Annotated in this window: 16 protein-coding genes; 8 read left to right on the top strand and 8 right to left on the bottom strand. The window is 60.1% G+C overall.

Annotated features, from left to right (window positions below):
- Positions 1-20 precede the first annotated feature (20 nt).
- Positions 21-2,024 carry a transketolase gene (tkt, locus tag ABGM91_RS02965; protein ID WP_354833547.1) on the top strand — a complete coding sequence of 668 codons (2,004 nt, stop codon included), beginning with the start codon at positions 21-23 and terminating at the stop codon, positions 2,022-2,024.
- 170 nt (positions 2,025-2,194) lie between these two features.
- On the opposite strand, the gene ABGM91_RS02970 is transcribed toward tkt, so the two are convergent.
- From ABGM91_RS02970 to ABGM91_RS02995, 6 genes are all read right to left on the bottom strand, one after another.
- A complete protein-coding gene (locus ABGM91_RS02970) occupies positions 2,195-3,775 on the bottom strand; it encodes a hypothetical protein (protein ID WP_354833549.1) in 1,581 nt (526 codons plus the stop codon).
- Between the two features lie 25 nt (positions 3,776-3,800).
- On the bottom strand, positions 3,801-6,671 hold the full coding sequence (locus ABGM91_RS02975; RefSeq protein WP_354833551.1) for a sulfatase-like hydrolase/transferase: 2,871 nt from the start codon (positions 6,669-6,671) through the stop codon (positions 3,801-3,803).
- Between the two features lie 75 nt (positions 6,672-6,746).
- Positions 6,747-7,541, bottom strand: coding sequence for a PEP-CTERM sorting domain-containing protein (locus ABGM91_RS02980; RefSeq protein WP_354833553.1), 795 nt, complete (start codon positions 7,539-7,541; stop codon positions 6,747-6,749).
- A gap of 384 nt (positions 7,542-7,925) precedes the next feature.
- Entirely contained in the window at positions 7,926-9,773 is a 1,848-nt protein-coding gene (locus ABGM91_RS02985; RefSeq protein ID WP_290566372.1) for a GreA/GreB family elongation factor, read from the bottom strand.
- A 98-nt stretch (positions 9,774-9,871) separates the two neighbouring features.
- A complete protein-coding gene (locus tag ABGM91_RS02990) occupies positions 9,872-11,635 on the bottom strand; it encodes a hypothetical protein (protein ID WP_354833555.1) in 1,764 nt (587 codons plus the stop codon).
- Positions 11,636-11,800: 165 nt separating this feature from the next.
- A complete protein-coding gene (locus ABGM91_RS02995; RefSeq protein WP_354833557.1) occupies positions 11,801-13,525 on the bottom strand; it encodes a hypothetical protein in 1,725 nt (574 codons plus the stop codon).
- A gap of 552 nt (positions 13,526-14,077) precedes the next feature.
- On the opposite strand from ABGM91_RS02995, the gene purC reads away from it, so the two are divergent.
- The 6 genes from purC (at position 14,078) to ABGM91_RS03025 (ending at position 20,534) form a co-directional block, all read left to right on the top strand.
- A complete protein-coding gene (gene purC / locus ABGM91_RS03000; RefSeq protein ID WP_022397579.1) occupies positions 14,078-14,788 on the top strand; it encodes a phosphoribosylaminoimidazolesuccinocarboxamide synthase in 711 nt (236 codons plus the stop codon).
- Between the two features lie 64 nt (positions 14,789-14,852).
- Positions 14,853-15,308, top strand: a complete 456-nt coding sequence (locus ABGM91_RS03005) for a hypothetical protein (RefSeq protein ID WP_290566375.1) — start codon at positions 14,853-14,855, stop codon at positions 15,306-15,308.
- A gap of 24 nt (positions 15,309-15,332) precedes the next feature.
- Positions 15,333-17,735, top strand: a complete 2,403-nt coding sequence (gene purL, locus ABGM91_RS03010; protein ID WP_290566376.1) for a phosphoribosylformylglycinamidine synthase subunit PurL — start codon at positions 15,333-15,335, stop codon at positions 17,733-17,735.
- A 48-nt stretch (positions 17,736-17,783) separates the two neighbouring features.
- Complete coding sequence (locus tag ABGM91_RS03015) at positions 17,784-18,491, top strand: phosphoribosylformylglycinamidine synthase subunit PurQ (RefSeq protein WP_354833560.1); 708 nt, start codon at positions 17,784-17,786, stop codon at positions 18,489-18,491.
- A gap of 39 nt (positions 18,492-18,530) precedes the next feature.
- Positions 18,531-19,310, top strand: a complete 780-nt coding sequence (locus tag ABGM91_RS03020) for a hypothetical protein (RefSeq protein WP_354833562.1) — start codon at positions 18,531-18,533, stop codon at positions 19,308-19,310.
- A gap of 72 nt (positions 19,311-19,382) precedes the next feature.
- Positions 19,383-20,534, top strand: a complete 1,152-nt coding sequence (locus tag ABGM91_RS03025; RefSeq protein WP_354833564.1) for a M42 family metallopeptidase — start codon at positions 19,383-19,385, stop codon at positions 20,532-20,534.
- Positions 20,535-20,724: 190 nt separating this feature from the next.
- Here the strand turns inward: ABGM91_RS03025 and ABGM91_RS03030 are convergent, their stop codons facing one another.
- Positions 20,725-21,195 (bottom strand): MauE/DoxX family redox-associated membrane protein, encoded by a 471-nt coding sequence (locus ABGM91_RS03030; RefSeq protein ID WP_290566380.1) that lies wholly within the window; start codon positions 21,193-21,195, stop codon positions 20,725-20,727.
- A 14-nt stretch (positions 21,196-21,209) separates the two neighbouring features.
- Positions 21,210-23,948 (bottom strand): glycoside hydrolase family 2 TIM barrel-domain containing protein, encoded by a 2,739-nt coding sequence (locus ABGM91_RS03035; RefSeq protein ID WP_354833566.1) that lies wholly within the window; start codon positions 23,946-23,948, stop codon positions 21,210-21,212.
- A 273-nt stretch (positions 23,949-24,221) separates the two neighbouring features.
- On the opposite strand from ABGM91_RS03035, the gene ABGM91_RS03040 reads away from it, so the two are divergent.
- The gene (locus ABGM91_RS03040; RefSeq protein WP_012419593.1) at positions 24,222-25,253 is read left to right on the top strand and encodes a rod shape-determining protein; all 1,032 of its coding nucleotides are present in this window, start codon (positions 24,222-24,224) and stop codon (positions 25,251-25,253) included.
- Positions 25,254-25,401: the final 148 nt, after the last annotated feature.

Here is a 25,401-nt window from a genome sequence, read left to right on the forward strand (position 1 = left end):
TCTGCTCATATTGCCCGGGCATGAATCTTGACCTTCTCCAAAAAGCCGCCAACCAGGCGCGGGGACTTGCCATGGATGCCGTTCACGACTGCGCGTCCGGCCACCTGGGCCTGCCGCTGGGATGCGCAGAAATCGGGGCCGTCCTGTTCGGCGATCTGCTCAACATCTGTCCCGCGCAGCCCCGCTGGCTCAACCGTGACCGCTTCATTCTCTCTGCCGGCCACGGCTCCATGTTCCTTTACGGCTGGCTGCACCTGTCGGGATTCAACATCAGCATTGAAGACCTCAAAGGCTTCCGCCACAAGGGGTCCATCACGCCCGGCCACCCGGAATTCCGGGATACGGAGGGTGTGGAATGCACCACGGGGCCCCTGGGCCAGGGCATTGCGAACGCCGTAGGCTTCGCCCTTTCCGCCAGGCGCGCCGCCGCCCGGTTCAACAGGCCCGGCATGGACATCTTCACCCAGCACGTTTTCTGCCTGACGGGGGACGGCTGCCTTCAGGAAGGCGTGGCCCGCGAATCCATTGCCCTGGCCGCCGTCCTGAAACTGGACAACCTCATTCTCATTTACGATTCCAACGACATCACGCTGGACGCCCCGGCGGACCGCACCCAGATTGCGGACCCGCGCGCCATGTATGAAGCCCTGGGCTGGGACGTGCGCCAGATTGACGGCCATGACCTCAAGGCCATCGCGGAAGCGGTGGAAGCCGCCAAGGCGGCCAAAAACGGCAAGCCCCAGCTCATCATTGCCAAGACCGTCATCGGCAAAGGCATTCCCGGCATTGAAGGCACCACCAAGGGCCACGGGGAAGGCGGCGCCAAGCTCCAGGAGGAAGCGCACGCCAACTGGGGAATTCCCGCGGGAGAACGCTATTATGTATCTGAAGACGTCCGCAGCTTCTTCAACGGCCTCCGGGCCGGGAGGGAAGCCGCCTTCACCGCCTGGGAAGCCACGTACCGGAAATGGCGCGCCGCCTATCCGGAACTGGCCGCAGAGCTGGACTCCGGCATGGACGCCTGCGCCAGGGGCGTGGACGCCGCCATCACGGACAAGGACATTCCCCCCTTCCCCGCAGATTACAGTGACGCCACCCGTTCCGCCGGTTCCGTGGCCATCAACGCCGTTGCCAAGGCGGACCCGTGGTTCCTGACCACCAGCGCGGACCTGTACAGCTCCAACAAGAATTACCTTTCCGGCGCGGGGGATTTCTCCGCGGAAAATCCGGAAGGCCGCAACTTCTGGTTCGGTATCCGCGAACATGCCATGGCCGCCATCTGCAACGGCATGGCCTATGACGGGCTGTTCCGCGTGAGCGCCGCCACGTTCTGCGTGTTTGTGGACTACATGCGCGGCGCCATCCGCGTGGCCGCCCTCAGCGGCCTGCCCGTCACCTACATCCTGACGCACGATTCCGTGGCCGTGGGCGAAGACGGCCCCACCCACCAGCCGGTGGAAACCGTTTCCGGCCTCCGCGTGATTCCCAACCTGGACGTCATCCGTCCGGCAGACCCGGAAGAAACCGCCGGAGCTTGGATGGCCGCCCTGCAACGCGCCGAGGGTCCCACCGCCCTGATCCTGACCCGGCAGAAGGTCGCCACCCTGAATGACATTCCCGTGGAAACGCGCCGCCAGGGCGTGTTGAAAGGCGGCTACATCGCCCGGCGGGAACAGGGGGAACTGAAAGCCGTCATTATGGCCAGCGGTTCGGAACTGGAACTGGCCCTGAAAGCCGCGGAACAGGTGGGAGAAGGAATCCGCGTGGTTTCCATGCCCAGCTTCTTCCGCTTTGACGCCCAGCCCGCGGAATACCGGGAAAGCGTGATCCCCTCCTCCTGCGTGAAGAGGGTGTCCGTGGAAGCCGGGATCACGGACCTCTGGTGGAAATACCTGGGCTGCCAGGGTGAAGCCGTGGGCATCAACCGCTTCGGCTTCTCCGCACCCGGCGCACAGGTGCTGGAAGAACTCGGCATGAACGTGGACAACGTCGTCGCCGCCGTTCAAAAAGTGCTCGCCAAATAACTTGCGGCGTTTTGCCGTTATTCCTTTTCAGGGGCTGTTTCACCGCGTGTGAAACAGCCCTTTGCTTATGGCGGTTCAGAACGGGAGCAGGGCTGGCCGCTCCTGTCCTGAAGCCCCGTAGAGCCTGCGCCGCATCTATGTGCGCCCGGAGAATGAGCGGGGAAGGCGGTCTATTCCCTGGTCACCTTCAGCCGTAAAAACCTCCGCGCCGGAGCATTGCCGTCTATCACCACCGTATCAAGGTATTCAGCCCGGTTTCCGGATGGCTCAATCACCGCCTCTTCTCTCCAGGAAACCAGGTCTTCCGAGCTTTCCACGCTGAACGTCACGTCCGTGGCCGCAGGGTTCACGGGCCATTCCAGCGCCAGGCGGCGCTCACCGTTTTCCTCCCTGGCCACCAGCGTTGTGACGCTTCCGCAGGGCTTGTCCGGATCCAGCCCCGTGGCGTACTTCATCAGGTTGGTAATGCCGTCGCCCGCCGGGCAGGAATCCGGGGCCGTCTGGTCCTCTGGCGTTCCATCGGGAAAATGGTCCTTCTTCCACTGGTCATAGGGGGAAGGCGTGCGCGTCCAGGCCAGCACCAGGGCGCTTTTACCCGCCGTATTCTCCTGTTTCAGGGAAAAACCGCCCGCCTGCTTCCAGGCTTCCGCGCTGGCGGCGTCATAGGAAACGGAGGGAAGCGCCGCCATGGAAAGAGTGGTACCCTCCACCAGCTTCCAGCTCTGCTCCCGTTCCTTCCCGTCCATGGCAGGGAGAGCCACATGGACCTCCGCGCCGCCGTCCAGGGAGACCGGACCCTCCGCGCTCCACTTGGCCTCCCGGCCGGGGTCCCGGGGAAGAGAAAAGGACAGGCATGCTCCTGCAGCCACGTCCAGCCGCGTCATTCCCCGTATGGCGGCATTCGTGCCGAGCCGCACCGTCCCGCCTTCCACGCTTACCGGAAAATGGCACAGGGAAACGCCGTCGCCGAAGCCCAGCGTTCCGTCCCCCGTCTTCCTCAGGCTGGAGGTGGAGGAATACCCGGCGAAGGAATAAAGCGGATCTTCCATGCTGACCAGGCAGTCCCGGTCCGCATGCGCCACCATGCGCACATGGCCCATGACTGTGATGGAGTTGGGCACGCCGCCCGATGAAGCCCCCACGGAACGCCCCCGGAAATTGCCGCTGAAGGAAACGGGACGGGAAGAATCCGTGGAACGGAGATTGAGCACGGTGGGAGCCGCGGCGCTGTTGCCGGAGACATAAACGGCACCGCCCAGATTGCCGGCGCTGTTGCCGGAAAAGGTACAGCCGCCTTCCACACTCACGGTGCGCTCATCCTCGCCGTCATTGGCGTCCAGGCACAGGGCGCCCCCATTATGGCCGGCCGCGTTGCCGGAAAAGGAAGAACCCGCGGCTATCTGCACGTTTCCACGGCTGTACATGGCCCCGCCGCTGCCCTGCTCCGCCCTGTTGCCGGAAAAGGAAACGGCGGCCTGCTGCACCACGGAGCCGGCATAAACCGCTCCGCCCTGGGAGAAGCCGCGCACCGTATTGTTGTCATAGGAGGCGGAACCGGAGAACGTGACCCGGCCGTAATCCAGCGTGCCGCCGCCGTTGCCGGTTTTATCCGCATTGCTGGAACCTCCGCCTGCATTGACCAGCACATCCGCCAGCAAAAGCGCCCCGGAAAGAAGGGCGGCGGCCCCAAGGGCAACCCCGGGAAGGCCCAGACGGCCGGAAAGAACGGAAAAACAACGTGTTTTCTTCATAAGTCTTGTCCAGTTGGTGAGAGGTTTACTGCCGGATGGGAACCACGGAGGAGGCATCGTCCGGGTCCGTTTCCCCGGGATCGACAAGGCCGTTTCCATTGGCGTCTTCCACAAGGTCGGGAACGCCGTCCCCGTCGGAATCCACGTCCGGAAGATCGGGCATGCGGATGTAGGCCGTGCCGACCGCCTGGCCGTTCCTGGTAAGCACGGGATACTGCGCATCCACCTGCCGGAGCTCCCGGATCAGGGCGCGCGCCATGCGCATCAGGCGTTCCTGCTGCGCCGGGTCCCGGGCCAGGTCATTGCTCTCTCCTATGTCGTCCTTCAGGTTGAAGAGCTGCCACGGGAAGCGGCCCGCCGTCTTGTAGCCGTTGCCGGAATACAGGTCCGTATGGGCGTACTGGTCCATGTAATTGTAAATGACTTTCCAGTCCCCATCCCGGTAGGTGGAATAGAAATTGGCGTAGGAATGGTGGTGGGGGAAATGCTGGAATATCTTCTGGGTGCGGTGGAAGGAGGCGTCTCCCCTGAAATAGGGGCTGATGTCCTCCCCGTCCACCTGCTGGCCCACCGGAACCTTCAGCTTCAGCATATTCAGGATAGTGGGATAAATATCCCAAATAGCCACGATGTCATGGTTTACGGCATTCTGCCGAATGGGGTATTCCTGCTGGATGGAGCTGGAGGGGTCCGCCTCCGCCCATCCCACGATCATCGGGATGCGCGTTCCCCCTTCATAACGGCTGCCCTTGCGTCCTCTCAGGGGGGCCACGGCGCTTATCTTCTCAAGCCACGGAATATTCCCGTCATAGCTCTGCTGGATGGGTGCGTCCCCGCCGTTGTCAGACATGAAAATGACCAGCGTCCTGTTGGCGACGCCCAGCTCCTTGAGGTAATCCATCAGATCCCCCAGGGACTTGTCCATGCCCCCGATCAGGGTGCCGAAGTTGCGGAGGTTGCCGCCGATGGAAACTCCCGGTTCAAACGTCGTTCCCGAGGGGTAGGTATCATAATCCCCGTTGGGGTCCGGCTGGTCGTGCCTCTGGTGCACGGCGTAATGGGTCATGTACGCGAAGAAAGGCGCATTATCATCCACGGCGGCCTTGATCTGCTTCTTCATCTCCAGCGTCAGGGCATTTGTCAGGAAGTTCTTCTTCCTGTCTTCCGCCGTGGTCGTTCCGTAATATTCCTCCAGGTCCGGAACATGGGTATTCCCGGAGCCGAAATGGTCTTCTCCCCGGTAGGAGGCGGGCTGCCCGGCGGAACAGCCGGCAATGTTGACGTCAAATCCCAGATTGGCCGGATTGGAATAACGCTGGTTGGACGGAGCAAAGTGGGCCTTCCCTACCGTAATCGTCCTGTAACCCGCTTCCTGAAGAACCCGGGGGAGGGGAATCTCCTGCTGGCTCATCCCGGCCATGTTCCACTGGGGAGCCCGGATGTGGGGGAGCCCGCCGCTGAATTCATTCAGCGTGGGGGCATTCACGGCCGTCCAGTTGGTAACCCGGTGGCGGGCGGAGGTCTTCCCCGTCATCAGAGACGTGCGGCCCGGGGAACACAGGGGGCACGAGTAGGCGTTCGTGAACTTCATCCCCTGCACCGCCAGTCTTTCCATGGAGGGCGTTTTGTAAAACGAGTTCAACTCCGTGACGACGGGCTGGCCGTCCTTATAGTAAAATGGCACGGACGTATCCTGCCAGCCCATGTCGTCCACCAGGAACACCAGAACGTTGGGCGCATTCTCCGCCAGAACGGAAATGATCAGGGACTTGCTTTTCTCCGTGCCGTCCGCCGCGGTCAGCGTCAGCGTGTACTGCGTGGTTTCCGCAGGAGCTACCTGCACGCTGCCGGCGCCCGCCGTGCTGGTGACGGGCACCTCCGTTCCATTGGCGGTCAGGGTGAGTGTTTGCGCCTTCACCGTACTCCACGTCAGGGTGGCCTTTTCATGACTGCCGGGAGTAATCCTCTTTTTGTCCGATTCAAAGAGAAGTATCTCCGGCTCCTGCTTCTTGACGGTCACCGTTACTTCTTCCGCGGAAGCGGTCCCGTCCTCACAAGCGGCGCGGAGAACGTAAGTCGTCGTGGTCCCGGGCTTTACCGTGACGGAGCCTGCGCCGTTCTCCGTGGTGGCCGGAATGTCCTGCCCGTCCCTGGTGCTCAGCGTGACCGCTCCGCATTTCCAGGTTTTCCAGCTCAGCACGGCTCCGGAAGCCGAATCTTCCATGATTTCCGCAGGAGTAGCCGTAAAGGACACGATGCCGGGAGAGGGCGCCGCCAGGCGGACGGCATTAATGGCGGAACGGGTCAGGGAAGCCCCGTTTCCCGTGATGGTGATGGTCCCGTTCGTTACCGGAACATATTTCAGCGTCAGCTTGTTGGCTCCTTCCTGAAAAGCGCCGGAAAACGTGCCGCGGTCCTGAATGACGCCGGAGAGGCCGTTGGCCGTATAAACCATGTCCCGGTCCGAATCATTGCAATCCCCGTAAATTTCCACATGGCAGTATTCCGCCATGGACTCCGGAAGCTGGGAAATCACGACATTTTCCGTCCCCCGGATGCCTGCCCAGGAATCCATGAGAACATAATCGCGGTTTTTGCCGGGCGCAAAGACGCCGTTGCTGGCGCAGTAACCCGGCTTGATGGCGCAGGAGGCTTCCGTGGACACTCCCTCCGTAGTTTTCAGGGCGGAGGCGGTCGTCGTGGCATTGGCCGCGGGCTTGATGAAATTCCAGGTTTTCCCTTCCTCCGCCACAGTCCCGGGCTGCGCCTGCTGGAACGCCGTCTCCGTGGCAGCAGCTCCGTTCAGCACCCCTATCCCTATTTCTTCCGCATGAGCCAGACAGCAGGCGGCCACTGCGGCCGGAATCCATCCGCACCAATTCAGTTTTCTCATCATGATTTTCCCTTCCGTAAACAGACAGGCGCCGGCTGTCCCTTTTACGAACCGCCGGCGCCTGCATGAAGAACAACATTACGCGCGCCTGCGGCGCATCAGCAGAGCGCCCAGGCCCAGCAGGCCGAGACTGGCCGTGGCCGGCTCCGGAACGGAGGCCAGCGCCAGGGTATTGATGTTGCCGGTACCCCCCTGGGACTTGATATTAAGCTGGGTGCCGTCCTCCGCCACGTCAAACGTGTAAGTAATCAGCATCCAGTCCCCGGTATGCGTGCTGCCCGTGACGGTTGTACCGTTCAGGGTGGCGCCGGAACCGGTGGAATAATCATCCAGACTGGCGGAAATGTTGGAGATGCCGCTGCCGTCAATGCTGAAGGAAGAGGTATTGCCCGTACCGTAGTTGTTTCCGCGTCCCACCAGCATGGTGAGCGTGTAGGTGCCGGAGGACAGATTGTTCAGGGACATCGTGAAGTTGCCATTCGCGGAGCCGCTGGTATTGACCGCTCCGCCCATGGGATTCCCCGTGGTCATATCCTGGCCGAAAACGTCGTAAAACTTGTTGTCCTGGCCCAGGGCTGAGCCTTTGGCGGTGGAATCGGTCATGACACCGGGTCCGCCGCAGCAGAGCCCTCCGGTCGTCAGGGTAATGCCGGTTCCGTCCCCCCCGGTAGTGACCAAAGTGCCGGAAGTATAGGAGTTGCTCTGTCCGGTGGAAATTTTGTTCACTTTCTGTCCGGACTCTCCAAGATACGTGCCATCCACAACGGCAGTGCCATTGCCTGAATTGATCCCGAAGGAGATCAGAACCGTAGAGGCTTCAGCCGCCACGGCCGCCGCAACCATGGTTGCCAGAATGAATAATGTTTTCTTCATGGTGTCTATGGGATATGTGGTTGGAAATGATGAAACGCCACTTCCATTCCGCGACAAATAACGAATTTAGAATCCGTTATGTATGTTAGAAGAAAAATCTAGGAAATGTGTTATATATTTCATTGAAAATGAGTCAGTTTTGTTTTTCGCGCCTTGAAAGGCAAGTCTTTGCCTGAGAGATTATCTAGCCCCTCAATCAATGAGCTATTTGATTAAGGCATTCATACTAATGAAATAATAATCGGAGCTCTGGTCTTTTTTGTTGACCCCGGATTCTAAATTCGCAAAACAACGGAAGGCTTTTCCATGAACAACAAAAAAGCTCCCCTTCTCTCTGGAAGGGGAGCTTTTTAAAGGCCTAAGTCAAAAAAGAAAGCGGCTTTCCTAAAAAGCGGCTTCAATCTTCGTGATCGTGAACACCTTCTTCTTGTCTCCGTCCATCGGGACGATCTTCACCTGGTCTCCCACGCTCTTGCCCGTCAGCTCCTTGCCCACCTGGGAAAGATAGGAGACAATGTGTTTTTCCGGATTCGTGTCCCATGCCCCCAGAATGGTGTATACCACGGCATCTCCCCCGGCCAGGGGCTGGAGGGTCACCTTCATCCCCATGGCGGCTCTGGAGGTATCCGTCACGGCAAAGTCCGTGCCGCGGGCCAGCGCCAGCGCGTGCTCCAGTTCGGAGCGGCGGCGGTTGAGCACCTTTTCCACTTCCTTGGCGTCTTGGTAGCCGCCGTTTTCACGGAGGTCCCCCTCCGCACGGGAAATCTTCTTGTTGTGCAGGTTTTCCGGAATCTTCACGTTTACCAGTTCCTCCAGCTCCTTCTTGCGGGCTTCCAGGCTGTCCCAGGAAACGAAGATCGGTTCCGGCTTGTCGGAGGTATCCACCATGGCGTCCAGCACGATGGAGTGCAGATTCGGGAAAACGCCGATCACGCGGGCCATCAGCGCGCCGCGGTCCTGTTCGGAGAAGGCGGACGTATTGTACAGCATCTTGGCGAACTGGCGCACTTCCGCCACGTCCTGCCCCTTGATCATTTCCTGGATGATGTTCTTGTCCTCCATGAACAGGTTCTTCAGGCGCAGCATGCGGTTGGGGCCCCCGTCCATGTGGTCCTGCTCAATCAGGGAGAGCATGGCGATGCCCACCGGAAGCCCGAAGAGGGGCTTGGAGGCGTCATGGCGCTGGCGGCAGATCCAGATCAGGGATTCCGCCGGAAGGGTCTGGCGCAGCAGTTCATGCTTCAGATGCTTGACCAGGGCCTTGTCCTGCCCCTCTTCAATCAGGAATTTGGCTATTTCACCCACGGCGCGGGCGCCGCTTGCGTCAAACAGCTCCAGGGCCTTCTGCGTCCACTCCTCGCCAAAGATGGCTGGCAGCGTCATATACACGCGCTTCTGGCGTACAGCAGGCATGGAATTGAGCACTTCCGCCAAGTGTTCCACATCGCCGATGTTGGCTTCCACGATGGAGCGGAGGGGATAGGCTTCCCCGGCCGCCTCCGTGTCCTTCACGGCAGCGATCAGGTCGTCCCGGAGCACGGCCAGTTCCAGCACCTGCTGGAGAGCCAGGCTGCCGCCGTTGCGCACATCCGCGTCCACTGCCTGAACCAGGGCCTTGACGGCGTCCGGCTCCGTCATGACCGCTTCCATCTTGATGGCGTCCAGCACGCGCACCTTGGCTTTCAGGTCGGCGGCCTTGTTGTAATCCTCCAGGGCGGCCTGGGCGCGGGAAAGAATATTCGTGCGGAGCGTGATGCGCTCTCCCTTGCGGGTGGGCATCATGAACTGGACGTTGGAACGGAGCATGGCGCGCACCTTGTCCCACCAGTTCTTCCATTTATCCTCCGCGATCACGGTGCCTTTCAGAGCGGATTCCAGCTTTTCCGGGGTAAGGGAATTGCCGTAGCCCTGCAGGGTAACGCGGACCAATTCCACCGGATCATCCACAGACAGGTTGATGAGGGATTCCGTATCTTCATACCGCCTGGCCAGGAAATGGTCATCATGGAGGAACTCCAAAATTTTGGGAGCAAATTCCAGGGCAACTTCATGTTCCGGATTTTCCTCAAAATCAATAACCAGCTTTTTGGCGGCCAGGTTCCAGGAAATGACTTTGCCGGCGCCCCATGAAGAATGGAAGCAGTAACGGCCAGGTGCGATGCGATCAAGTTTTTCAGCGAGAGAGGGGGTGATTTTCCCCAGAGACAATAATTTCTCCAAGTCGGCGTGCATACTAAAGCACATGATACGCGCACCCCTACCGGTATCAAGACTAAATTCCCGTAGGAGCGCACGGCCAGCGTATCCAGGGCTGCCTGCCCCCTTTCCCCCTACCAGTTAAAACGGCTCCCATTGATTCCGAAGCACTCTTTGCAGGGGTAGCCTTCCGCCGGCGGCTCCTTCCCCTGCAACATATCATAGTACTTCATGATATATCCCACACTGTCCGTCACGCTTTCATTCTGGCAGGCGCTGTACGCACACTCCAGCAGCTTCTCCATGGTCTCAAACCCCTCTTCCTGCGGCGTCAGTATCCTGGTTTTTCCGTCCGTTCCACGGATGATCACCATGCCCACGGAATCCGGGTCTGAATCACCCTCCGCCTTCCCGGCGGCAATCTCTCCGGAAGCGGCATGGTTCAGCACCCGGATGACCAGCCGGGACAGGACCTTCCCCATATCCATCCACGCCCGTTTTACCCTGGGTGAATAATCCCAGCCCAGGCCCGCGCCATCCTCCCAGAGTGGTTCGCCTTCATAGGGAACAAGGCGCCTTTCAGGGGTTCCTTCAAAAAACCAATTGCAGTACATCTGGGCGGGGTTCAAATTCAGGGAAGAAGCCCGGGCCATCATCGTCCCGTCCAGATAAAAGCCCGTCAGTCCCTTTTCCCCAAACCAAAGGGCTCCGGCCTTCCCCTCCGAACCTTTCGGAAACAGGTCATTCCACAGGGGATTCTTCTCCAGGGGATGGAAAAAGCGCTCCCGGTGCCCTTTGGCATATCTTGCCCGTTCCACGGCTTCCTTCCTTTCATCTTTCTTCTCTTCCTGCTGCGCCAATTCCTCCGTATCTTTTTTCTCCTCCTTGGGAACGACCAGGCCCTGCTCTATCAGCTCCTTTTTCCTGTTTGCAGCAGCCTGCTTCTTCTCAAGGTTGTCAAAAAACCGGTCCGCAAACCCCTGTGCCCATTCGTCCGACGCCATGGGGGGAAGAGCATCCCCCAGCTCAAGAGCATTCCGGCGCACCATGGAGCATTGCTCCATCAGCCAACGCTCCGCCTCCGGGTTCAAATCATCCATCATCATGATATCGATCAACCCATGGGCCAAATCCATCATGGAGGCTTTCATCTTTCCGCTGGTGCAGCATAAATCCTCCCCCACCGGACCTGAAGCCCCGCGGAAATAACAATAATTGCCATCCGTCCCTTGCAGCAAGCCCCGGTACACCCGCATGAAACAAGTCCGCCCGGTCACGGCTTGATCCCAGGTTTGGCGCAGGGACTCCGCCAGCGCCGGACTCAATGCCCGCCGCCCCCTCCTGACGTACCATCTGGAATACACGAACGGATTAACCACGGATTCCACGAATGCGGCCATCATCCCGACTCCATCTTCAGAACGGAATACATACCGCATTTCCTCTCCCTTCCCCAGTAGGAAACCGGGGTTTATTTTCACCAGCCAGTCCCATCCATCCAGCAGAGTTCCTCCGGCAGGCGCCCACAAGTGCACAAGCAGCTGCACTCCGCGGAACACATCCATGGTCTGCAAATCCACTACAGGTTTCTGGCTCAGCATCTGGATGCTCTGAAAGCCTGCAGACTGCGCCCAGTGCAGCTTGTCCCCATCCAGGTAAAAGCCGAACTCCTGGTCAAAGGACCCCAGGTAAATGCAGGCATACGTGAAAGGAGGATTTTCCGGGAAAAGCATTTCCCAATAAACGCGGGCGTCCCCCCAATAGGCCTCCTCCCACGTGCATGCGAAATATTGACCGGGGCAGATGAGGGACATTCCTTCCTCAGCCTCCCCGTCTGCCGCCGATGGGGAAGGAACCAGAAAAAAAGCCATCCAGAGCCAGAGTAGTTGTTTGAACATCAGCATTTTTTAAACCGGCAAAATACCATGGGCAAGTTAATAAGGGAAATTCATCTCCGGGCCTGCCGCTGCGGACCCATGAACCGGACGTTCCGGGAAAAGGCATAGGGAGCAGTCCTCCCGGTCCCGGACTAAAACCGCCGGGCCCGGCCTCTCCTTGCTGCTTCACAGGGCGCCTGCGCGGGGATACTCCCGCTCCCCTTCCTCCGGAGTTCTTCCCTGCAGCGCGGCACGCTTCTGTGCAATTCCCTGCAAATAATCCTCATCGCAAGTGAACAACAGGTCCATGGTATACAATAAATCCATCAGCTCCACCACGGCGCCCAAATCCGCATCAGCGGCAGACATGATCCTCTCCGTTCCGTCAGCTCCGCGCACGATGCAAAAGTCAATGGCATCCGCATCATGGGTAGTTTTCCCCTTTCCGGCGCCCAGCTCCCCCCTCGCAATCCCGGTGAGCAGCCCTTCCATCAAACCGCCTGTTTCCTTTCCAACGGTGAGCCACTCCCTCTTCACCCTGGCCTCACAATCCCCCTGCGCATCCGGAATGCCCTCATAAGGGAACAGCTCTTTCTCCGGCTCCCGGCGGGAAAACCAGCCGTCATACACCTCCCAGGGATGGTGTGACCGGGATTCCGCACGCCCCATGAGGGGACCGTCCAGATAAAAACCGCAGATGCCGCGCCCGGGAAGCAAACAGCACACGCCGGGTTTCCCCTCTGTTCCCACCGGGAACAAATCCTTCCAAAAGGGATTCTCTCCCAAAGGCTTTAGAAAACGCTCCCGGAAGCCACGGACATATTTTCCCCCTGAATACGGGGAAGGAGCTTTTTCCACCGGCTTCTTTTCCACGGCCGCATCCTCCCCGTGAACGCCTTTTTCCCGTTCCCGGGCGGCTTTCTCCTCCCGCTCCATTCGTTCCCAAACCCGTTTGGCGAATCCCTTCACCCATTCCCCGGACACCATGGGGGGAGGCTCGTCACCCACTTCTGCGGCGTACTCCCGGACGGCGGCGCACTGCTTCATCAGCCATTGCTCCCCCGCCGGGGTCAAATCATCCATCATGGTCATATCCGCCAGTCCCCAGGCCAGGAACCTCATGGCCGGCCTCATCCTGCCCGCTCCGATGCACCGGTCTTCCGCCACAGCGCCGGACTTCCCGCGGAAATAACAGTAATTCCCGTCGCATCCGGTTACGTACTCGCGGTACAGGTCCATGGGAAAGGTTCTGCGCGCAACCGCTTCATCCCAAGTCCTGCGAAGTTCGTCCGCCACGGCAGGGGGCAATGCCATCCGGCCCCTTTTAACGAATAAATGACTGTAAAGAACGGGATTGACCACGGCCTCCGCCCAGGCGGCAGAAAGCTCGCAATACTCCCGGAATTGGGGAAGATTCGGAACCATACTCTTTGTGCTCCCGGCAAAAGGGTCGCATTCCGCCGTGCTGTCGGCAAAAGAGCCGCATTCCGCTGTGCTGCCGGCAAGACAGTCCCAGCCTTCCAAAAGATTTCCTAACACGGGAAATTGCAGGCGGGTCACCAGCACGGCAGCCTTCGCCACCCCCGAGTTCTGGAAATCCGCCACCGGAAACTGGGACAGCATCTGCATGCTGCACGGCCCGACGGCCCTGGCCCAGCACAGTTCGTTTCCGTCCAGATAAAAGCCGAATTCCCGGTCAAATGAAGGCAGGTACAGGCACGCGTAGACAAACGGCGGATTGTCCGGAAAAAGAGTCGTCCAATAATGACCATCCTGGGACTCCACCGCAAAATACTGGACCGGGCACCGCAGAGTACTCCAGCTTTCCACATCGGAATAACAGGAGTCCTGCGCCCGGGACGGCAGTGCGAGAGCGAGAGCCGTGCAGAAACATGCAGCCAGTTTGAACATCAATCATCTTCCTAACATCCGCCGGGACAGGTGGCAAGTTGATTATCACCTTTCCTTCACAGGGGATATGGACCAGTCGGCCCTGCCTTTAAAAATTCCCTGCGGCGCTTCGGGATAGATTGGCCGGAAAACCGGGTTTCCCGGTTGGACGGAAAGCGAAGCTTGAAGTCCGAAGGGCAAGCGAACCTGAAAGATGAGCGCATCAAACCTCCTTTCCCAACTGGCGGCATACTGTTCAAACCATGGCGGCATGCCCTTCTACGCTGCCCTCTGGCAGCCGCGCTGCCGGGATCAAGGGCCTCCCGGCCCTTGTAATCATTTGGACGGCCGCAAGGGCCTGCGGCTCCCCCCTTCCGGTTCTTCTCCACGTAACGGCGCCCTGCATAAGGCGGGGAATCCGCCTTCCTTCCTGTTTTTTCTTCCATTCCTTTTCCGTAAAGCCCCGTTTTTGACGCGCAAAGCCGCTCCCTCCTTCGTCCAGTTGCGGCTTGACCCTGCGGGGAGGGTGGCGTAACATCCCCGCACGCATTCAACCCCTGCGCAACACGTATCATGGAACCTATCTACGAAGGCAAGGCCAAACGGCTTTATACGACCGACAATCCCAACGTCCTCCGCATGGAATACAAGGACGACGCTACCGCCGGAAACGGCGCCAAGAAAGCCCAGTTTGAGAACAAGGGCAGGATGAACAAGGCCATCACCCTGGTCATCTACCGCATGCTGGAAAGCAAGGGCGTGAAGACCCACCTGGTCGCCGACGTGGACGACATCAACATTGACGTGAAAAAGGTTTCCATCCTCCCTCTGGAAGTGATCGTGCGCAACATCGCCGCCGGTTCCTTCAGCCGCCGCATGGGCGTCAAGGAAGGCACCCCCTTCAAGAAGCCGATTGTGGAGTTCTCCTACAAGGACGACGATCTGGGCGATCCCTTCATCAATGACGATTACGCCCGCGAACTGAACGCCGCCACGGAAGAGGAATGCGCCTTCCTGAAGGACCAGGCCCGCATCGTAAACGACGTGCTGATTGATTTCTTCAAGCAGGTAGGCCTGACGCTGGTGGACTTCAAGATCGAATTCGGCCGTCTGGCGGAAGACCCCTCCCAGATCGTGCTGGCGGACGAGATTTCCCCGGACACCTGCCGCCTGTGGGACATCAAGACCGGCGAGAAGATGGACAAGGACCGCTTCCGCCAGGACCTGGGCAACGTGATGGAAGCCTACGAGGAAGTCCTCTCCCGGCTCCAGAACAAGGCCTGAGCCCCTTCCCCTTCATGGGAGCCGGTTGTCTGACCGGCCCCCATTTTTCATTTTACCAACATTCTTGAGCGATATGACCCTCCACTTTGAAGTTATCAGCCGATTCCAGGCCGCGGCCAATGCCGACGCCCTGCTCTACACTCCCCTGAACGCCGGGCTCACCTTCCGCCGCAGCCGCGTTTACACCGTGGAAATCAGCGGAGATGAACAGAAAGCCCGCGAGTACCTCCTGAGTGTGCTGGTGGACCCCATCGCCCAGGAATGCAGCGAACAGGACGCCCCCATCCTGAAAGACGCCCTGTTCACCATTGACTACGGCATGAAGGCCGGTGCCTTGGACCTGGAGAAGGAAGCCATCCTGCAAAATTACCGCGGCCGCAAGAACATGGGTTTTACCCTGGACGGCCTGAAAATCACCCAGCGCGTGTACGTCTTCGGCCAGGGGGACAAGGAATCCCTGGCGGCGCTCTTCGCCAAGGACGTCTGCAACCCCGCCATCCATAACTGGACCATCGCCTAACCCCCCTTTCCCCTTTCTCAGAACATGTCCGCCAAAACCTACCGCACCGTTCCCGTGAGGGACCTGAGCAGCGACGAACTGCTTGAACTCAGCAAGAAGCAGAAGCTTTCCCTGTCCCGCGAAGACATGGAAGTGGTCCAGCAGATTTTCCGTGAAATCGACCGCGACCCCACGGACGTGGAGCTGGAAGTGATCGCCCAGACCTGGTCCGAGCACTGCAAACACCGCATTTTCTCCGCAGACATCAGCCACAGCGTGAACGGCGGCGCACCGGAAACCGTCAACAGCCTGTTCAAGACGTTCATCAAGAAGCCGTCTGAAAAGATCATGGAACGCAAGCCGGGCTTCGTGCTCAGCGCGTTTGACGACAACGCCGGCTTCATTGCCCTGGACGACAAGCTGGCCGTCTGCCTGAAGGCGGAAACGCACAACCATCCCTCCGCCATTGAACCGTACGCCGGGGCCAATACCGGCCTGGGCGGCGTCATCCGCGACATCCTGGGCGCGGGCAAGGGCGCCAAGCCCATCGCCTCCCTGGACGTCTTCTGCTTTGGCGCTCCGGATACGGACCCCGCCTCCATCACCGCCCCGGACGTCATCCATCCGCTGGGCATCATGCGCGGCGTGGTACGCGGCGTGCGGGATTACGGCAACCGCATGGGCATTCCCACCGTGAACGGCGCCATCCAGTTTGACCCCACTTACATTTACAATCCGCTCGTATTCTGCGGCACCGCCGGCGTCATTCCCCGCGAGGACATCCTGAAGGAGATGCGCCCGGGCCTCAAGGTGATCGTCATCGGCGGACGGACGGGCCGCGACGGCCTGAAGGGAGCCACCTTCTCCTCCGCCGCCTTGGACGAAGCCTCCCATGAAGAGGATTTCACCGCCGTGCAGATCGGCAACCCGATTGAAGAAAAGAAAACGCTGGACTTCATCATGGAAGCGCGGGAACGCGGCCTGATCGTCTTCATCACGGACTGCGGCGCGGGCGGCTTCTCCTCCGCAGCCGGGGAAATGCTCTCCGTCACGGGCGGGGAAATCTTCCTGGACAACGCCCCCCTGAAAGAACCGGGCCTTATCTCCTGGGAAATCTTCCTGTCGGAGTCCCAGGAGCGCATGGTCATCGCCGTGGAGGAAAAGGACCTGCCGGAACTCCAAAAGCTGGCCGATACGTTCCAGACGGAGCTGACCGTCCTGGGCCATTCCGACGACACCGGCATCCTCAAGGTCTGGCACAACGGGGAACTGGTCTGCTCCCTGGACAATTCCAAACTGCATGACGCCCCCATCAAGAAACTGGAATCCGTCTTCACCCCCGGCAAGGGCCTTACCGGCCAGCCGCTGCCGGACAAGGACCTGAACAAGTCCATGGAAACCATCATGGGGGACTTCGCCATCGTCTCCCGCGAGCCCATCATCCGCGAGTACGACCACGAGGTGCAGGGCAACACCATCCTGAAGCCCCTGGCAGGCGCCCAGTCCGACGCTCCGCAGGACGGCTCCGTGGTGGACATTGACGGTTCCGACAAGTGCATGGCCATGGCCTGCGCCATTCTTCCGGAATGGGGCAAGACGGACCCGTACGCCATGGGGACCGGCACGGTGGACGAATGCGTGCGCCAGCTCATCCTGGTGGGGTCCAACCCGGACAAGATCGGCCTCCTGGACAACTTCTGCATGGGCAACCCGGAAGACCCCAGGGAGCTCGGCCGCCTGGTGGAATGCGTGAAGGCCATCGCCCATGCGGCGGACGCCTACAACGCCCCCTTCATCTCCGGCAAGGACTCCTTCTACAATTACTTTGAAACGGAAGACGGCCCCATCAACGTGCCCGTCACCTTCCTCTGCTCCGGCTTCGGCGTGGTGGAAAGCCCGGAACATGCCACCGGTTCCTCCCTGCGCCGCACGGACAGCCTGCTGTACCTCATCGGCAACACGGAAGATGAAATGGGCGGTTCCGTCTTCGCCCGCACCCACGGCGTGGAAGACGCCAAAGTGCCCCAGACGGACTGCGCCAGGAACATGGCCCTGTACAAGGCTTATTACGATGCCCTGACCTCCGGCCTGGTGCTCTCCGCACACGACGTTTCCGAAGGCGGCCTGGCCGTCACGGCGGCGGAGATGGCCTTCTCCGGCAAGGGCGGCGTTCAACTGGACCTGACCAAGGTGCCGACCGCCGGCGGATGGAAATCCCCCGCAGTCCCCCTGTTCAGTGAAAGCACCGGACGCATTCTGGTGGAGGTGGACCCGGAATTTGCCGCGGACTTTGAGGCGGCCATGAACGGCTTCCCCTGCGCCTGCATCGGCAAGGCAACGGAAGAAAAACTCCTCACGGCCACCTGCTGCGGCGGGGAAAAGGTGCTGGAGTGCGACGCAGCCAAGCTCAAGAAGCTCTGGAAGGACGGCCTCACCCCCTACTATTGATTTCCGGAGCCAGGATTCACCCCTATCAACGATTTACCATCTAACGACATGCCTCACGCACTTTTACTGAAATACCCCGGCACCAACTGTGATGCGGAAACGGAACGCGCCCTGCGCGCAGCCGGCTTCTCCACGCAGGTCCAGCCCATCGCCACGGCCACGCAGGAACACGTCGCCAAATCCCAGCTCGTCGTCCTCAGCGGCGGTTTCAGCTACGGAGACTACGTCACCAGCGGACGCCTGGCCCAGCTGGAGACGGAACGCTTCCTGGGCGACTCCCTGCACAGGCACCATGCCAATGACGGCCTGATTCTGGGCATCTGCAACGGGTTCCAGATCCTTACCAAAATGGGCATCCTGCCTTCCTCCAGCCTCATTGACAACAAGAAGGAACGCTTTGAATGCGTGTGGGCCAAACTGGTGAAGGTGGCCAAGGATTCCCCTTTCCTGCAAGGGCTGCCGGATGAATTTGAACTGCCTTCCGCCCACGCGGAAGGGCGCCTGGTAACCAAACCCGGCGACGCGGAAAAATACCTGGCCGCCGGCAACGTGGCCCTGCAATACGTGGACAACCGGGACGGCTGCGAATGCAGCATCGCCGGCCTTCAGGACTCCACCGGCCGCGCCATGGGCCTGATGCCCCATCCGGAACGCTTCCTGCTGCCCCGCCACCATTACGACAAGGACTGGGCGGGCAATGAAGACTGGGGCTGGGGCTACTTCCTCTTCAAGTCCGCCTTTGACGCCCTCAAATAACGGCACCATCCCATTCAACCGCCCAGCCTCCGCACCCTCATGACAGACACGGCACTCATCGGTTCCACCTGCGCCCTCGGCGCCTTCTGGTCCTCAAAAAGGTACTTTGACTACCTGATTGATGAAAGCAACCTGCCCATACTGCGCGGCAAGGACTTCGGGCAGGCCGTCATCATCTGCCCCTCCCTCTGGGAAGGGTGCAGCGCAAGCCGGAAGGATCCGGCGCGCTTCGCGGCTCAGGTGGACAACCTGGTCAACATCCTCCATGAAGTGAAGGCGGAACGGGTGACGTACGCCACCTGCATTGACACCCAGCCGGAAGCGGGCAATGAACTCTCCCCCCTGCTTCATGAAGCAGAAGATCCATGGCTTGCGGCCCTGGCGGAGCTGAGGGACTTCATTAACCTCCGCTTCGGGCGCGTGCTGAACGTGTACCTGCCGGAAATCACCGGAACGGGCGCGGAGATGAGCGTGGCGGACCTGCTGGTGAACGCCGCGGAAGGAACCGGGGAACTGGAAGTATTCCTGCTGGAGCGCCACCAGCTCTACCCCATGCACCGCCTGGTGAGGGACGTGGAGAAAGCGTGGGAATGCGGCATCTTCTCCGTGAACCTGGTTCCGGAACCCGTCACCACCTTTGAACTGGTGGAAAGCTGCTTCCCCTCCCTGTCGGACCGGCTCCCCGTCGCCAGGGAAGCGGACCCCTACGGCAGCGCCAGAACTTCCGTGTACTCCACGCAGTACCATGACCCGGACACCGGGTACATCATGGACAAGCAGGACGTGCTGGCGGGACTTTCCGCAGACAGGCAGGCCTGACGCCTCCCTGCCCTGCCTTATTTTCCAGGCCCCGCCGCAGTCCATGCGGGCGGGGCCTTTATTATGGCGGGCATGCTCCCCGCCCCCATGCCGCAGCCGTCCTTTCCTGTTGAGCGCTTCCCGGACCAGTGCTATTATATCGGCATGAAGATCAGCGACGACAGCCTTGAATTTTTAACGGAACTTCTGGAAACGCCCAGCCCCTCCGGGTTTGAAATAGACGCCCAGCGCATCTGGGCGGATGAATTGCGCAAGTACACGGAAGACGTTCAGTGCGATACCTACGGCAATACCTGGGCCGTCTTCCCCGCGGATGCGGAAGACGCCCCCACGCTGATGATTGAAGCCCATGCGGATGAAATAGGCTTCATGATCCGCCATATCACCAAGGACGGCTTCCTGTACGTGGAACGCGTGGGCGGCACGGACACGGCCATCGCCCGCGGACGCCGCGTGCGTTTCCTGGGATCCCAGGGTGAAGTAATGGGCGTGACCGGAAACACGGCCATCCATCTGAGGGAACCCGGGGAGAAGGAACCCAAAATCTGGGAAATCTACGTGGACGTAGGAGCCTCTTCCGACAAGGAAGTGGCGGAGCTCGGCCTGCGCATAGGCCATGTGGGCGTTTATTGCGACGGCCCCATGCTGATGAATGAAAGCAAACTGGTATGCCGCGCCCTGGACAACCGGTTGAGCGGTTTTGTCCTGGCGGAGATAGCCAGAAAACTGTGCAAGCTGAAAAAACCCCTGGCCTGGAATGTTGCGCTCGTGAACGCCGTTCAGGAGGAAGTGGGCTGCATCGGCGCGGGAATGATTACCCACCGTTTGCGTCCGGACGCCGCCATCTGCATTGACGTGACGCACGCCACGGACTCCCCCGGACTGGACAAGGGCAAATTTGGAGACATCAAGCTGGGCGGCGGACCCGCGGTCATCCACGGCACGGCCAACCATCCCAACCTGGTGGCCCGCCTGGAAATCGTGGCGGACAAGAACAAAATTCCGCTCCAGCATGAAGCCGCCGGACGCCGCACCGGAACGGATACGGACAGCATTTACACCTCCCGCAACGGCGTAGCCTCCGCCCTGGTATCCGTACCCCTGCGCTACATGCACTCCCCGGTGGAAACGGCCGCCCTCGCGGACGTGGAAGCCACCATCAAGCTTCTGCTGGAACTGGTCAAGTCCCTGAAGCCGGAAGACTCCTTCGGCCACAAGCTGTAATACCAGTAAAAGTGCGGGTAAATATTTTCAGGGCAGCTTCTGCGGAGGCTGCCCTGCTTTTACCTGCATGGGAAAGAACGGCGGCAGAAATAAAGCGTTTTCTTAAAAGCCCCCTGCCGCCCTCCGGAGAAGATTCAAGTATGAAGGAAAAGAGAACTCCACTCTGAACTCCCGTCACGCCGCCCTTCCCTCACATTTCACTGAAATCCAGCCGCGTTACATTGAAATACGTTTTCCCCTTGCGGCAGGAGTTCCACAGGATCACCAGCATCAGCAGGAACAGTCCCAGCCTCCATGCCACTTCAAAGGGATAGCTGGTCACCTCCCTTTCCACGCCGATACAGTTGCAGGAGAGGGCAAGCCCCCTGATCCAGCCCTGCACGAAGAGGGCCACGAACGTGAACGTGAGCGCACTGCCCAGCAGGGCGGCACCGGCGCAAGTTCTGCGGAACAGGAGCCCCAGCCCCACCACTATCTCGCACGCCACCCCCAGGCAGGCCAGGGGATGCCCCCAGGCTTCCGGGAAAATGGCGAACCGGTCAATGGTCGCCTGGAGCTGGTCCAGGTGAAACAGCTTGCGCCCCGCCACAAAGAGGAAAAAGCCCCCCATCCCCAGCCGGAGCAGGAGCAGGCAGATACGGACTATTTTTTCTCTCAGCATGGAGCGGCCTTCCTTTATTCAAAGTGTGTCTGCTGGGCGCTTACCTTGTCATTGCGCAGGGAGTTGAGTTCATGGCGCACCTTTTCCAGCTCCAGCTGGAGGGATTTCTCCCGTTCTGAGGCAGGAGCTTCCGCGGAAGACGGCGCGCCGGCGTTCTTCTTCACCTTGCCTAAGGCATCTTCCGTGAAGAGCATTTTCAACCCGGGGGCCTTCGTGTCAAACTTTAAGACGCCGGAGACGGGTTTTTGGGAGCCCGGGTGCTTCACGGAGGCCTTCACCGTCACCGTGCCGGGCTTCGTGCCCAGGCGCACCAGCGCCGGAGCGGAACCCCACTTGACGGGCTGGGTGAGGGTACCGTCCGGTGAATCCGTCAGCAGCTCGGCAGGGCCTTCCACGGTGAAGACAAGTTCCTCGTCATTCAGACGCTTCACCGTTCCGCGGTTGTCCGTAACTTCCGCCACCACGGCAAACACGTCGGAACCGTTGGCGCACAGGTCCACGCCTTCCTCACGGTCCAGGCGCAGCCGGATTTTTTCCGCCCTGCGGGCCGGCCGCACTTCATGCCTGGTCACCACCTTGCCGCCTATCAGGCCTTCCGCCACCAGCTTCACCGCGCCTTCCTTGCCGCCGCGGGAGAGCTTCTTGTTTTCCATGAAATCCCAGGCCTTCGGGAACACGACGGGAACGCGCCTGAGGCCGTTGGGATAGGAAGCCACCTTCTTTTCCACCGGGGCGCCGCCGTTGACGCTCAGGCGAACGGAATCACAGTTGGAAAACACGGTCACATCCTCCGGAGAAAAGGGCGTGCACTCGTTGGCGATGTACACCACGGGACCGGAACCAAGTTCGTTGCGCGTCTTCTGGGGCCGCTGGGACATGAAGGCGTAATAGGAGGTCTTGGGCTGCCGGAAGGCATCCAGAATGCCGCCGTAGAACGGGTCCGGATGATAGCCGCGCTGGTGGTCGAAGGGGTGCCACAGGCAGCCGCCGAAGTGATAGGCCGGAGCGGCGTTCAGCGTATCATACGTGGTGAAGGGAAAGGAAGTCTTGAGGTAATGGAGCGCCTGCACCATCATAGGGCCTTCCCCCCAGTGCCGCGCCGCGCGGGAGGTGGAATTGTGGGCGGACCAGGTATCCACGTTATCCCCGAATTCACGGGTAAAGTACGGCTTGCTGTCCTTCCGCTCCTTGATGGACCAGTGCTTGTCCCCCGTGGCCGGGTGGGCGTACAGCACCTCGTAATGCTGGTTCCCCTGGGCCACCGCGTCACAAGCGGTGTAACAGCCCTTGTACGGATATTCCTCATGCACCAGGTCGCGGGCCTTCTTGGCGAAATCCGCCGGGTAATGGGTCTCGTTCAGAATGGGCTCCCACATCATCACGGAGGGGTGGTTCCTGTCCCGGCGCACCATCTGGCGGATGTCGTCATACACCCGGTCCGCAAAAGGCCCCTTGCCCCAGAACTGCCAGCCCGGCGTAGCGACGATGACGAACAGGCCCAAACGGTCGCAGGCATCCATGAAGGCCGGATCCTGCGGATAGTGGGCGCTCCGGATCACGCGCATGCCCGCCTTCCTCAGCTTCACGGCGTCCTGCCATTGCAGGTTGTTGGGCGCGGCATTCCCCAGCCGGGCAAAATCCTGGTGCCTGTTGCCGCCGATCAGCTTTTCAGGGAACAAGGAGCCGTTCAGCACCAGCCCCTTATCCGTAATTTCCACCGTGCGGACGCCCACCCTCATGGAGCGGTTGTCCAGCAGGTGGGCCGGATCCTTGGCATTCTTTCCGCCCGCGGCGTTCCACACTTCCACGCTCAGGGTGTACAAATTGGGATTATCCGGGGACCACGGCTTCACATTGGATATTTCCAGGGGAATGTCCACTTCACCCGTGGAGTGGGGCGGGATGACCAAGGGAGCGGTCTCCCCGACGGGGTCCACGCCCTTGGGGTCCGTCATCAACGCCTGCACGCGCACCTTCTGCTCCTTGTCCGTCTGGTTGGCCACCTGCACCTTCACTCCCACCTTGCCCTTGCGGGTGCGGGGATCAAGCGATTCCGTACGGAAAAAGACGCCGCCGCCGGCCACGGTTCCGGCCTCGTTCGCGTCCGTGATGTACACGGGGCCGGTGGAAATCAGGTAAACGTCACGGTAAATGCCCCCGAAGTAGGAGAAATCCAGATTCTCCTGGGGCTTGCCGGGAGGATAGGAACCGTCGTTGGAATTGTCCGTCTTCACGACGATGACGTTCTTTTGCCCCGGCTTCAGCCACTTGTCCAGATTAACGATCACGGGAAGATACCCGCCAAAATGCTCCGCGGCCTTTTCCCCGTTCACCCAAACCTCGCTCTTTCCCATGATGCCTTCAAAATACAGGGTGTTCCTCTTTCCTTCCAGCTGGGCGGGGGGCGTGAACGTCTTCCGGTACCATGCCGGCCCCTGGTAGTTGGAACAGCCGCTGGCCTCTTCCGGGAGAAGCTCAATGCCGTTGGGAAGGTTGACGGATTCCCAGGAGGAATCGTTAAAATCCGGACTGGTTATTCCCTCCGGGGCATTCTTCCCCTTGAACAGCTTCCAGCCCACGTTCATGCCGTAGACATCCCTTTTCGTTATATTCTCCGGCAGGCGGAGGGCTCCCGCCACGGAATAGGCTCCCGTGGATGACGCAGCTTCTTCCTGGTCGGAAACCGTATCGGCATAAAGAGAGAAGGAACCGGCTACGCAAGCCGCCGCGACTAGGATGTTAGTGACTTTCATCAATGAATAGGTAAATGTGATTTTGATATACGGAGAAACATTGCCGCCATCTTTCATTCCTATAGTACATCCTTGCAGATAATGCAAATACATATGTCATCCGGCATCTTCCGCTTGACCTGGAAGGCATGTTTTTTCATAGTCGATTCGTCCTGTACGGGATTATCCCGCAGCCCCGGTCCGGGTGCCAGGCTTTCAGTCCCGTGAAAAGGAAAAAGCGTGGCGTTCCTCCTCCGGCTGTTTCAGGACTACGCCTTTATCCACTAGTTTTTTATGTCATCTTTCTTTCAGAAAATTGTCAAACTTTTCTCCTATGACATTGGCATTGACCTGGGAACCGCCAATACGCTGGTCAACGTCAAGGACCAGGGCATTGTTCTGCGCGAGCCCTCGGTCGTCGCCGTCAAGGGGGACAAGGTTCTGGCCGTGGGGGACGAAGCCAAGCGCATGCTGGGCCGCACCCCCGGCTCCGTCACGGCCATCCGGCCGCTGAAGGACGGCGTCATTGCCGACTTCTACATCACGGAGGAAATGCTCCGTTACTTCATCAAAAAGGCTACCGCCAGGTATTACCTGATCAAGCCCCGCGTGCTGATCGCCATCCCCTCCGGCATTACGGAAGTGGAACGCAGGGCCGTCAAGGAATCCGCGGAGGCGGCAGGCGCGCGCCGCGTGCACCTGATTGAGGAACCCATGGCCGCCGCCATCGGCGTAGGCCTTCCGGTACAGGAGGCCGCGGGCAACATGATCGTGGACATCGGCGGCGGCACCACGGAAGTGGCGCTCATTTCCCTCTCCGGCATCGTTTACAGCCGTTCCGTGCGCTGCGCCGGGGATGAGCTGGATGACGCCATCATCTCCTACATGAGGAGAACCTACAATCTTATGGTCGGGGAACGCACCGCCGAGGACATCAAAATCCGCATCGGCTCCGCTTATCCCCTGCCCCAGGAACTCTCTATCGAGGTCAAGGGCCGCGACCTGGTCGCGGGCCTGCCCAAGACAGTGACAATCCGATCAGAAGAAGTGCGTGAAGCGCTCACGGAACAACTCAACACGATTGTTGACGCCGTGCGGACGACTTTGGAACGCTGCCCCCCCGAACTGGCCGCCGACCTTGTGGACCGGGGGATCGTTCTGGCCGGCGGAGGCGCCCTGCTGCGCGGGCTGGACCAGCTCCTTCACGAGCAGACCGGCCTGCCCATCCACATTGCGGAAGATCCGCTGAGCGCCGTTGCGGAAGGTACCGGAAAGGCCCTTCAGGAACTGGACTTCTTCACTAATGTTACTGACGCGGAAGACTGAAGACGAAATCTCCGGAGCCCCATCGCTCCGGGCTTGCCCCTGACGTACTGCCGCATCACATCCACGCATCTGCCTGCATGACTCCTTTCCGGCCATCTCCACAGCTTGAATTCCAGCCTCTCCTGACGGGAGACGGCCCCCCGGGAAC

The organism is Akkermansia muciniphila, assembly GCF_040616545.1.
GTDB lineage: Bacteria > Verrucomicrobiota > Verrucomicrobiia > Verrucomicrobiales > Akkermansiaceae > Akkermansia > Akkermansia muciniphila_E.